This is a genomic window from uncultured Maribacter sp. (assembly GCF_963977385.1).
Lineage (GTDB): Bacteria > Bacteroidota > Bacteroidia > Flavobacteriales > Flavobacteriaceae > Maribacter.
The window spans coordinates 448,161-460,191 of the sequence record NZ_CAXBOU010000001.1 but is presented as its reverse complement, the minus strand read 5'-3'; the positions used below and the strand labels follow the sequence as shown (position 1 = coordinate 460,191).

Annotated in this window: 13 protein-coding genes; 9 read left to right on the top strand and 4 right to left on the bottom strand. The window is 35.0% G+C overall.

Annotated features, from left to right (window positions below; translation table 11 throughout):
* Nucleotides 1–28: 28 nt before the first annotated feature.
* The 8 genes from AAC084_RS01965 to AAC084_RS01930 all read left to right on the top strand — a co-directional run bounded on the left by AAC084_RS01965 (nt 29) and on the right by AAC084_RS01930 (nt 6,786).
* Nucleotides 29–553 (top strand): CvpA family protein, encoded by a 525-nt coding sequence (locus AAC084_RS01965; protein WP_339836186.1) that lies wholly within the window; start codon nt 29–31, stop codon nt 551–553.
* A gap of 182 nt (nt 554–735) precedes the next feature.
* Complete coding sequence (locus AAC084_RS01960) at nt 736–1,215, top strand: CAP domain-containing protein (RefSeq protein ID WP_339836183.1); 480 nt, start codon at nt 736–738, stop codon at nt 1,213–1,215.
* A gap of 287 nt (nt 1,216–1,502) precedes the next feature.
* Nucleotides 1,503–2,009, top strand: a complete 507-nt coding sequence (locus tag AAC084_RS01955; RefSeq protein ID WP_339836180.1) for a CAP domain-containing protein — start codon at nt 1,503–1,505, stop codon at nt 2,007–2,009.
* 110 nt (nt 2,010–2,119) lie between these two features.
* The gene (locus tag AAC084_RS01950) at nt 2,120–2,662 is read left to right on the top strand and encodes a 3-hydroxyanthranilate 3,4-dioxygenase (protein WP_339836178.1); all 543 of its coding nucleotides are present in this window, start codon (nt 2,120–2,122) and stop codon (nt 2,660–2,662) included.
* Nucleotides 2,659–3,027 (top strand): DUF1304 domain-containing protein, encoded by a 369-nt coding sequence (locus AAC084_RS01945; RefSeq protein WP_339836175.1) that lies wholly within the window; start codon nt 2,659–2,661, stop codon nt 3,025–3,027. Before AAC084_RS01950 ends, AAC084_RS01945 begins: the two co-directional genes overlap by 4 nt.
* Nucleotides 3,028–3,111: 84 nt before the next feature.
* A complete protein-coding gene (locus tag AAC084_RS01940; RefSeq protein ID WP_339836173.1) occupies nt 3,112–4,665 on the top strand; it encodes an aldehyde dehydrogenase family protein in 1,554 nt (517 codons plus the stop codon).
* Between the two features lie 581 nt (nt 4,666–5,246).
* On the top strand, nt 5,247–6,152 hold the full coding sequence (locus AAC084_RS01935; protein ID WP_339836171.1) for an OmpA family protein: 906 nt from the start codon (nt 5,247–5,249) through the stop codon (nt 6,150–6,152).
* 31 nt (nt 6,153–6,183) lie between these two features.
* A complete protein-coding gene (locus AAC084_RS01930) occupies nt 6,184–6,786 on the top strand; it encodes a hypothetical protein (RefSeq protein WP_339836168.1) in 603 nt (200 codons plus the stop codon).
* A gap of 54 nt (nt 6,787–6,840) precedes the next feature.
* Here AAC084_RS01930 and AAC084_RS01925 read toward each other — a convergent pair whose 3' ends face one another.
* The 4 genes from AAC084_RS01925 to AAC084_RS01910 all read right to left on the bottom strand — a co-directional run bounded on the left by AAC084_RS01925 (nt 6,841) and on the right by AAC084_RS01910 (nt 10,902).
* Entirely contained in the window at nt 6,841–7,839 is a 999-nt protein-coding gene (locus AAC084_RS01925) for an acyl-ACP desaturase (protein ID WP_339836165.1), read from the bottom strand.
* A 64-nt stretch (nt 7,840–7,903) separates the two neighbouring features.
* A complete protein-coding gene (locus AAC084_RS01920; protein ID WP_339836162.1) occupies nt 7,904–8,638 on the bottom strand; it encodes a metallophosphoesterase family protein in 735 nt (244 codons plus the stop codon).
* Nucleotides 8,635–9,717 (bottom strand): DNA helicase PriA, encoded by a 1,083-nt coding sequence (locus AAC084_RS01915; protein WP_339836159.1) that lies wholly within the window; start codon nt 9,715–9,717, stop codon nt 8,635–8,637. Before AAC084_RS01915 ends, AAC084_RS01920 begins: the two co-directional genes overlap by 4 nt.
* A 51-nt stretch (nt 9,718–9,768) precedes the next feature.
* A complete protein-coding gene (locus AAC084_RS01910) occupies nt 9,769–10,902 on the bottom strand; it encodes an SPFH domain-containing protein (RefSeq protein ID WP_339836156.1) in 1,134 nt (377 codons plus the stop codon).
* Nucleotides 10,903–11,085: 183 nt separating this feature from the next.
* Here AAC084_RS01910 and AAC084_RS01905 point away from each other — a divergent pair, with 183 nt between their 5' ends.
* Entirely contained in the window at nt 11,086–12,030 is a 945-nt protein-coding gene (locus AAC084_RS01905) for a carbohydrate kinase (protein WP_339836153.1), read from the top strand.
* Nucleotide 12,031: the final 1 nt, after the last annotated feature.

The window sequence follows — 12,031 nt, the reverse complement described above, 5'->3', positions numbered from 1 at the left end:
GTTCTATATTTGTTAAAACACTTTACGAATGGGGCTTTTAGATATACTTCTTGGAATACCACTGATTTGGGGCTTATGGAAAGGTCTTAAAAATGGTCTTTTTATGGAAATAGCCTCTATTGTCGCATTAATTGCAGGTATATTTGGAGCAATACACTTTTCATACATCACTGGTAATTATTTATCAGAACATTTTGAATGGGATGAACGTAACATGAGTATTATCGCCTTTATAATTACCTTCATTTTAATTATTATCATTGTTCACTTAGCGGGAAAATTATTAACCAAAGTAGCAAACTTTGCTATGCTTGGTCTTTTAAATAAGATTGCAGGTGGTATTTTTGGTGTTTTAAAAGTTGCCATTATTTTAGGCGCTGCGTTTATATTTTTTGATAGAATGGATAGTACATTTAATCTCTTAGATGATGAAACCAAAGAGGAATCTATTCTCTACCAACCTATTAGAGAAGTTGGTGCTTTACTTTTTGAAAACGTAATTAAGAAAGAAGTTCTACCAAAAGAGACTTCTGACGACCCTATTTCTATTTGATTTAATAGTACACTAATCTTACTTTTCATACACTTTATCGAATAAGCATTTATGTTTCCTTGCTGCATTTATATTTTCAATAATATTACTGTATCGATACCCCTATCGACAGAGAACTTAGAACATTCTCATCTTACTTACCTACTGCGCTAAGCCGAAAGGCTATAACAAAAAGACACTATATGAAAATGAGATTGCTATACGCGGTCCCTGTCTTTTTATTGCTTTTTCTTGGTTCTTGCACAAGTGATTCCTTAGAGGAGACACCTGTACTAGAAGCAGAAAATGTTATAACTATAGAGCAGGACCTATTGGATATTGTGAATGAGCACAGGTTAACTTTAAATACCAATGCTCTCGAGTTTAGTAATATAGCCTATAAATACGCCAACATTCATACTGATTATATGATTGCAAAAGGGAGTATTAGCCACGATAATTTTAGCTCAAGAGCTACGAACATCAATTCAGAAGTTGAAGTTGAAATGGTAGCGGAAAATGTAGCCAAAGATTATCAATCGGCAATAGATGCTTTTCAAGGTTGGTATACGAGTAGTAGTCACAAGAAAACTATGGAAGGTGATTTCACCCATACCGGTATTAGTGTAAAGAAGGATGAACAAGGTAATTTCTATTTTACTCAACTTTTTTATAAGCAATAGAGAAATTTTAAACTATAATCTCATCTAACAATCTAAAAAAAATATCAAATTAACACTTTTATCAACTTTTTATGGTTGATGTGAATTGTTTTCTAGATTATCTGCCAAACATCATACTAAATGCACATTTTTACGATGAAATCGATTCTACTTTAATCGATTAGACCCCATCCTCTCTAATACCGCAGCTTAACGATTTTATCGGTAAGGATAAAGAACTTTTTCATCGTATTGATAATCATGAGCATACCTTCGTATTATTATTAACTTAAAGTATGTTCCCCAACATGAAATTAGCTTCCCCTTATTTAGTATTACTCCTATTGTTAATCACATCTTGTTCTAAATACGAAAATTTTACAGGTTACGAAAAAAGTAGTGATAATTTGACATCTAAAGTTACATTGATTTCTTCTGATACTCATAGTACTATTGAATCTGAGCTTTTCGTAATGATGAATAACTATAGAGCTAGTATCGGATTAAATAAATTGGAATTTGAAAGCTCTACTTATTACTATACAGGTCTTCATACCAACTACATGATTGATAAAGGAAATATTAGCCACGATAAATTTTCTGAACGCGCAGAAAATATTTCAAAAAGAACAGGTGCAGTATTTGTTGCGGAAAATGTGGCAAGGAACTATGATACTTTAGAAGCAGCTTTCGAAGCTTGGTTAGACAGCCCAGGACATAGAATTAATATTGAAGGTGATTACACCCATTCTGCAATAAGTATTAGACCAAACAGTAACGGAGATCTTTACTTTACGCAGCTATTTTATAGATGAACATAATATTAAATCTTTCAAAAAAGCCTTTGCATTGCAAAGGCTTTTTTTTTGCTTTTGTTTTAGGTAAGAGGCAACGGTTTATTTAACTTTCAGATAAATTTCATCAAATGAGTATTAAAGGACCATTCAATCTAAACAAATGGATTGAAAATAACAGAGCGCTTCTCAAACCCCCTGTAGGTAATAAAAATCTTTACATAGATTCGGGCGACTATATAGTAATGATAGTAGCTGGGCCAAATGCTAGAAAAGATTATCATTACAACGAAACAGAAGAGCTTTTTTACCAGTTAGAAGGGAATATAGAAATTCATATTCAAGAAAATAGCAAAAAACGAACAATGCAATTAGGGCCTGGTGACATGTATCTGCATCCTGCCAAAGTTCCTCATTCTCCTGAACGCAAAGAAGGATCCATAGGTTTGGTCATTGAGCGCAAAAGAGCGGATATGAATGTTGATGATGGTCTTTTATGGTTTTGTGATAATTGTAATCACAAGTTATATGAAGCCTATTTTACACTTCATGACATTGAAAAAGATTTTCTAAAACATTTTAAGCACTTTTACAGTTCAAAAAAGTTAAGAACCTGCGATAACTGCGGCACTATAATGCCTGTAGACAAACGCTTTATAGCCAAAGAAGAATGATGTTAGCTGCCAAAATAATTACCGCATTTGTTGCATTGATGCACATTTATATTCTTTGGATGGAAATGTTTGCATGGACTACAAAAGGTCGAAAGGTCTTTAAAAATTTTCCTCAAGATTTGTTTGAACCTACAAAACAAATGGCCGCCAACCAAGGGCTATACAACGGGTTTTTAGCTGCGGGCTTACTCTGGGCTTTATTCATTAACGATCCAGTTTGGTCAGGTAATGTTGCCCTTTTCTTTTTGGGCTGTGTTTTCGTAGCAGGTTTATATGGTGCCATTTCGGTTACTAAAAAGATTTTCTATATTCAGAGTGTTCCAGCATTTATGGGAATCGTACTTTGGATTATCATAAAATTTTGATTGTGGGCATTAGGTTCGCTTAAAGCATAATATTCTTCGTATTTTTGTAATAAATCTAACAGAAACCGTATAAAAAGTTATAAAATGTCAAAAATAGCAGCAGATTTTGGAATTCATGATGCCCTAAAAAAATTAGGGATAAAGGATGTTAATGAAGGTACCTCAACAGGTTCTAACAATTTTGCATCAGGAGATATTATTTCTTCATACTCCCCAGTAGATGGTTCGTTAATCGCTAAAGTGAAAACAACCACTAAAGCTGATTATGAAAAAGTAATGAGTACAGCTACCGTTGCTTTTAAAGAATGGAGAACAAAACCGGCACCACTACGAGGTGAAATTGTAAGACAATTTGGTGACAAACTGAGAGAGCTTAAAGAGCCTTTAGGTAAACTAGTTTCCTATGAAATGGGGAAAAGTTATCAAGAAGGGTTAGGTGAAGTTCAGGAAATGATAGATATCTGTGATTTTGCAGTTGGTCTTTCTCGTCAATTACATGGACTAACAATGCATTCTGAAAGACCTGGTCATAGAATGTACGAACAATATCATTCTTTAGGTGTAGTAGGTGTAATTTCTGCATTTAATTTTCCAGTGGCCGTTTGGGCATGGAATACAGCATTAGCTTGGATTTGTGGTGATGTTTGTGTTTGGAAACCCTCAGAAAAAACACCTTTATGTGGAATCGCATGTCAAAATATAGCTTCTTCAGTTCTTAAAGCCAATAATTTGCAAGAAGGTATTTCTTGCCTTATTAATGGTGATTATAAAGTTGGCGAGCTAATGACCCAAGACAACAGAATTCCGTTAGTATCTGCTACCGGTTCTATTCGTATGGGTAAAATTGTAGCTCAAGCTGTAGCAGCGCGTCTTGGTAAATCATTGTTAGAACTTGGTGGTAACAATGCCATTATCGTAACTCCAGATGCTGATTTAAAAATGACGGTTATTGGCGCTGTATTTGGCGCCGTAGGTACCGCTGGTCAACGTTGTACCTCAACCAGAAGATTGATTATTCATGACTCAATGTACGACAAAGTTAAAGATGCCGTAGTTGCTGCCTATCAACAATTAAGGATTGGAAATCCATTAGATGAAAATAATCATGTAGGTCCATTAATTGATACAGATGCAGTTGCCCAGTACAAGAAAGCATTAGAAAAAGTGGTTGCCGAAGGTGGTAAACTGATTGTAGAAGGTGGAGTGTTAGAAGGCGAAGGTTATGAAAGTGGTTGTTACGTGAAACCTGCAATAGCCGAAGCTAAGAACGATTTTGAAATAGTACAGCATGAAACTTTTGCACCAGTTTTATACCTTTTAAAATACTCTGGAGACGTTGAAAATGCAATAGCCATACAAAATGGTGTTGTTCAAGGTCTTTCATCAGCAATAATGACCAATAATCTTCGTGAAGCGGAACGTTTTCTTTCTGCATGGGGTAGTGATTGTGGTATCGCTAATGTTAATATTGGTACATCAGGTGCAGAAATTGGTGGAGCCTTTGGTGGTGAAAAAGAAACAGGTGGTGGTCGTGAAAGCGGTTCTGATGCTTGGAAAGTATACATGAGAAGACAGACCAATACAATTAACTATACCACAGAGTTACCATTAGCTCAGGGTATAAAGTTCGATCTATAAATTAAATATTATTTCCTTTGCATGTTTATACCTTAAGCTGTTTTTCCATTCGATGATTCGTGAGACCAGCTGCCGTGTAATAGGGTTTGAATGCCCAATACGATAAACATGCAAAGGAAATTTATTACACCTTTTATTTTTTTCTTCATTGGTATAGTGTATTATCCTCTGTATTAAATTACCAAAATATCTTACCCCCTTATTCAAAATCTGTACGGTTTTCTGTAAATATTGTATAATCGGATTTCTTCTTTGATAAATTATAGGCATAAAAAAATCCTGTCCATTATTTCGTGGACAGGATTTTTTAACCAACTAACTCAAGACTTTAAAATGTCTATTCAATGCCCAAACTTTGTGGGGAGATATACACTTAAAATACTTACGCAAAATTGCAACTAAAAGTTGTTCGTTGCTCCACCTTTTTCACTTTCAAACTCAAAGATTGTATAGTTGGCAGCTAATTAAGTATATCTGGAAATTCACATAATGATTGATAATTAGCTAATTAGGCAGCAATGTTTTAACATTTTTAAGAATTTTTTAATACATTGTGCATTAAACACTAAACATTATTAACAATGACGAAAACAACAACCAATTTATTATTGATGTTGATTACCATTGTAGCCGGTACGTATTTTTACATAACCTGTTGTAGCGAATGCGGCGCAGCAGCTACAACAGAGCCTACTACAAAGCAAGTAATCATCAAAGAACCCGCGGCTACCGCATATCCATTTACCATTGACGGTAATGGGTTTTCGTACAACACTAACGACAATTACAATTTCAATGTTTCCTCCCATAATATTTTAATGCCTTTAAGTGAAGAATTAACGAAGGGTGTTTCTGGTTTACAAGGTCATTTGGAAACTAATGAAAGTAATGTTATTAACATTACTGGCTATTATACTAGTGATGAAGACAATAACACCGCATTCCCGAATTTAGGACTTGCCAGAGCGAACACCATAAAGAATGATTTGGCTTCAAAAGGTATATCTACCGCACAAATTAATACTTCCGGTAAACTTGTAGAGGAGATGATCGCCAAAGATGGTACTTATTGGGGAGCAGCTTCTTTCGGAATAGAAGAAAAGTCAGAAACTGCAGATGATGAATTAAAAGTTCTATATGAAAAAATTAATGCAGACCCATTGATTCTTCATTTCAACACGGCAGAAGCATCTATCAGTTTAGATGCAGCACAACGCCAAAAAGTAGCTGATATTTCTAGATATTTAGATAAAGTTAATGGGGCTAAAGCAAATGTTGTAGGTCATACCGATGGTACTGGTAAAGCTAGCACCAATATGAGACTGGGACAAGATCGCGCCAACTTTGCGAAAGACTATCTAATGAAAAATGGAATTGCAGCAGATAAGATTGTTGCAACATCAAAAGGACAAACAGAACCAATCGCAAGTAATACTACTGAAGAAGGTAAAAATAAAAATAGACGAACCGTAATCACATTAAATTAAAACATACACTAATCCTATAAATAAGTAAATCATGAATTTTGAAAATATAAATATTTGGTGCTGGTTAATTCCGGCTTTAGTTGGAATCATCTGCGGTATTTTAGGCTATCTTATTGGTAAAGGGTCTACGAAAGTAGAAGATAATTCTACCGAAATATTAAACCTTAAAACAAGTAACAGCAAACTAAAAGCAGATTTAGATGCTTGTAACCAAAAAGTTATTGCTGCTAGTAAAGTTGTGAAACCTGCCCCGGTTGCTCCTAGTGCCCCAAGTACAAACCTTGGTGCTTCTGCCGCCTCTTTCGCTGCTGGTGCCGCTACAAGTAATGCTAACGCATTCGATGCTTCTGCTGCAAAAGCAGTATTTGGCAAGAATATTAAACAAGATGATTTAAAATTAGTGGAAGGTATCGGTCCAAAAATTGAAGGCATGTTTAAAGATCATGGCATAAAAACTTGGAAAGCACTCTCTGAAGCTAGCCTAGTCGATTGTCAAAAGATATTGGATACCGGCGGAACAAGATATAAAATTCACGATCCAGCTTCTTGGCCAATGCAATCGAAAATGTGTTATGAAGGCAAATGGGAAGAATTATCCAAGTGGCAAGAAGAACATAAACACGGTAAATTATAGTAGAGCATTCAATCCAAAAAAAATCCCGATCATAACTGATCGGGATTTTTTACTTTATAATGTTCCGTTTGCTTCAACCCATTTGAAATGATATTGGTCTTGCGGAAATTTCATTCGTTCTGAAATTCTTTCTAATCTCGCAGGAAGCTTAATTAAATAATCACGTGCTTTCTCGGCTTCTTCATTCAAGGAACGCATTCCTTCTAATTCCCAATAAACATTCAATTTGCTCAAAATATCAACATAATCTTGTGCTGTATACACACCTAAACGTTGAGCACAATTAGAGAAATTTTCAAATGCAGAACCTATCGTACCACCTGATTCTCTTAAAAAATGAGCAGGCATAACAATCTTTTTCTTCATCATTTCTGCAAAAGCAATCATCATTCCCGAAGGATCTTCACCAAAAATGGTTTTTACAAATTCTCTATAAGCCAAATGATGTCTCATTTCATCACCTGCAATTATAGTACACATCTTACCTAATAGTACATTTCCTTTTTTCTTAGCCATTTGACCAACGCGTTTATGCGAAATATTGGTTGCTAATTCTTGAAAAGAGGTGTATACAAAGTTCTTATATGGGTCACGGTCAGTACCAATATCAAACCCATCAGATATTAAATGTTGTGTGGTTAACTCAACTTCTCTCATATTTACCCTTCCAGATAAATAAAGATATTTGTTCAACACATCGCCATGTCTATTCTCTTCAGCAGTCCAAGCGCGTACCCATTTTGCCCATCCATTAGTTTTATGGTCACCATGTTGATCAATACCTACAACATCCATCAGCCAAGATTCATAGGTTGGCAATGCTTCCTCGGTAATGGTATCAGCTACCATAGTAACCCAGAAATCATATCCTAAATCTTTAGACTCTTCTCGTAGTTCTTTTACTTCCTGCAAAAAAGTGTCTTTTTCAGAATTAGGTAAAAAGTCTGTTGGCTGCCATATATCTTCAGGCTTTATTAGGAAAGAATCCATAAAACCCTCCACCTGTGGCTCTAATGCCTGCATTACTTCTAATCTTATATTCTTAATCGGCATAATATAGTTTTTATCAAAGTTCGTTAATAAAACAACTCCTTTTTACGTAAAGTTAATAGTTTTCTCAGTTTCTGCCATTTTCATTGGGATAAAAGGTATAAACTGGCTCGCTTTGCCAATATTTTTTAGTGTTTACATCAAATATCGTTAATGGACCTTTAAATGCTGCACCAGTATCAATATTCCAAACATTTGCTGCATTTTGGGGTGTTGTTTTACCAATTCGTGTTACAGGTGTATGCCCAATATATATCTCTGAGTAATTCTTAAGTCTTTTTGGGTAGTGAATATGTTCTTCATCTAACTCCTTGTTTAATGAAAGAGCCAACTCCCACAAGGTGCGATCCCAATAAAATGTTTTCTTAAAATATTCGAATTCAATTCCTTTCAAATTGGTAAAACCAGCATGTAAAAACAATCTATTTTTTGAATCGAGATAATAATTCTCTAAATCTTCATAAAATTTAAGGTGCATACTTTTAGCTTCATCCGTTATGCTAGCATAAGAATTTACGGTTGCTTCACCACCATGCATAAACCAAGTTGGGTTGTCGCTTGCCCCTGTTAACCATTCATAACAGAGTTCATCATGATTACCTCTTAGAAATACACAATTATAATCTTCTTTAAGTTGTATTAGATAATTTATAGTTTCAACAGCTTCACTCCATCCGTCAATATAATCTCCTAAAAAAACTAGGGTATCATTCTCCGTAATTGTCGCTTTATGAAATACTTGTTTCAAAGCTTTTAATCCTGAATGAATGTCACCTATTACCAGTGTTCTTTTTAAACTCATTTAGCAAAAGTCGCAAATACTGCTATTATCACAAGGATAAAAAGCACTAAAAAGAAGATTTTCCAAAATGAATAGGGTCTATTGCCACTTAAAACACCTGTTTGTCCATTGATATAAAAATTAAATTCCTTACCATCATACCTATAAGAACTTAGATAAATTGGAAGTAAAATGTGTTTAAATTTTTCATCTGATAATTTAATATCAGCATTCGCTATTCTTTGAGTATCGCCGCCAATATCTCGACGAATCCAATTATAGGCAATATTCTTGGCCTCTTGAAAAGATTTATGATGCCCTTCTTTTAATGAAACTGTATATTTTTCTGTCACAAAACCTGATAAATATTTAGAATTAAATACTACTAAATCTTTAAGGTTCCAAAATGCAACTTTAGGCGGAATTTCTTTACGTTTCTTTTCAGAAGCGTTTATAAGAATGTCATCTACAAAACCATCAATATTACCAGAAACATAGTTCCATTTTGTTTTTCGCACCTGTCTTGTGCGCTTACCTTTATTACTATTATAAGTCTGGGTTTCATAATAATAATCGCCTCGTTGCCCCTGATAAGATGCTTTCAGATTGGCATCAAAAGTCCAGTAAGGCATATAAAGTCCATGCAGCCCTTCTGGATCAAGGGCTGCCTTTTTTAGATTGTCGGGAGCAAACCAAATTTTACCTACCCAATCTTTAAAAATGGATTGGGCTTTTTTTGAATCGAGTTGAAAAGGAACTAAGGCTCCGGGTATAATCCACCCTTCTTTTTCAATGTCTTCACGAATTAATGGCTCGCTACAATAAACACAATTCAGCGATTTGTAATTTTCCTCTACATGCTGGTTGGCGCCACAATTTTTGCAATGTAAAAGCTCAATAGTTTCTGTATAGGCATTCTCGCCAACAATCTTTAAATAATGTTCTAACTCGAGTTCCTCAAAACTACTTTTAGATTGTTCAATAAATTCTTCATACCCACAATATTCGCATGTAAGTTGATGCGAACCTGGTTTAAACTTTAACTCGGCGCCACAATTGGCACATGCTTTTTTATACTCCGATTTTTGAATATCGTCCATAGAGCGTATCCCTAAAATTAAAAGGGTTTGTTTATCTGCTTTCAGTTAAAATTATGCAGTTGGTAATGGTGGAGGGGTATTACCTCCCAAGAAAGACTTTAGTTCTTCTATTTCTTTTAACTCCGTCCAACTGGCCATGCCTTGTTTCCAAATAAGTGAATCTCTATTAATTATTCTGCTAGCAAACAGTTCTTTCAATTTCTCAAAAGAAACTGGCCCTAATTGTTGACCGCTAACAGCATAAAAATAAACAACTTGAGCAGGAACTGGTGGTGGTGCCTGTGATTGTGCTGCTTGACCTCCAAAAGGTTGTGTGCCAGGCTGACCCATCATGCCACCCATTTGTTGTGCCAAGACAAAACCCATACCCATGCCCATGCCCGCACCTGCTGTACCGCCTTCATTCTTAGCAGCTAATTCCATAGCTTTTGCAGCTTTAAACTGCGCTAACTTGGCCATATCTAATTTATCTAATCGACTGTATTCAAAAATTTCCTTTTTCAGTTCTTCTGGCATTGAAACATTTTCGATGTAGAATTTCTCTAATTCGATACCAACCCTGTTGAACTCTGGCTGCATAACCACTTGGCATGTTTCTGAAAGCTCACTAGTATTTGCCGCGTACAACTCAATTGGCAAATTAGCTTCCCCCACCGTATCGGTAAAGCGGGTTACAATTAAACTTTTTAGGTGTTCGTTAATTTCATAATTTGTAAAATTACCATCGGTACCTACAACGTCTATAATAAATTTACCCGGATCATTAATTCTAAAACTATAGGTTCCAAAAGCTCGTATTTCAACCAAGCCAAACCTATCGTCACTTAACATGAATGGGTTTTTGGTCCCCCATTTCTCATCAGTAAACAAGCGGGTATTTACAAAATAAACCTCAGCTTTAAAGGGACTATCGAAACCATACTTCCATCCTTTTAACGTGGTTAGAATAGGAAGATTTTTTGTACTTAATGTGTATGTTCCTGGTTTAAAAACATCTGCCAACTGCCCTTCATTTATAAATACTGCAGTTTGCCCCTCGCGAACAATTAGTTGCGCATTATTCTTAATCTCGTTTTGATAACGTTCAAAGCGATGAACAATAGTCTCATTATTAATATCGAGCCATTCGATTATATCAATAAACTCATGACTTAGTTTCTTTTTAATTTCATCAAATATGCTCATGGTTAGAATGTTTTTTAAATATGTAATTCAAGATATGGAATTCATTCTCAGACCCAAAAAAAGAAGTGTTTTAATTGAAAAAAATAAGCTACTTACCATCAAAATTTAATAATTACTTAAGATTATTTAGGAAATAGCTACAATTTCTAATTAACTTAGAAATTCTAATTTTCATTTAGATTCATGAAAAAGATATTTTGCATTGGTGAATTGTTGATCGATTTTGTTGCTGAAAACCAAGGCAAAGATTTATCGAAGGCGAAGGAGTTTTCTAAAAAAGCCGGTGGTGCACCTGCAAATGTTTGCTGTGCTATAAGTAAACTTGGCGGCGACAGCATTTTTATTGGTTGCGTAGGTAAAGATCCCTTTGGCACCTTTTTATTACGCATTCTAGAAAATGAAAAAGTAGATATTTCTCTGGCTCAAAAATCTGATACATTTACAACCTTGGCATTTGTTTCTTTAGACGAAGATGGTGAACGTGATTTCGTCTTTAGCCGCGGGGCAGATAGAGAGCTTACTTACGATTCTTCTCATAAGTCTGATTTTGAAAATAATATTATGCATTTTGGTGCCGCGACCGCACTTTTAGGAGGTCCTTTAGAAGATACATACAGCAGGTATTTATTCGATGGTCTAACCAAAAATGCATTGATAAGTTTCGACCCGAATTATAGGGTGGACCTTTGGAAAAATAAAGTTGATATTTTTAAACGCAAATGTCAATCTTTCATTGAAAAATCACATTTATGTAAGTTTAGCTTAGAAGAAGCTCAACTTCTTTCGGGTAAAGAAGATGTAAAAGAAGCTTGTGTTGTTCTTCATGAAATGGGTACAAAAATCATAGTCATTACGCTTGGTAGCGAAGGAACATGGCTTAGCACCAAAAATTTTCAAAAAACTATTCCTAGTATAAAAGTTAGGCCGAAAGATACCACTGGTGCTGGCGATGCTTTTATTGGATGTTTGTTGCAACAAATAGCTAAATATTCTAGTATCGATGAATTATTAGCAGACGAAAGTATTCTCACCAATATGGTCGCTAGAGCAAATAAAGCTGGTGCTATAACCACCACTAATTTTGGTGCCATTGAATCGTTACCCACATTACAACAATTAGATTCTTAGA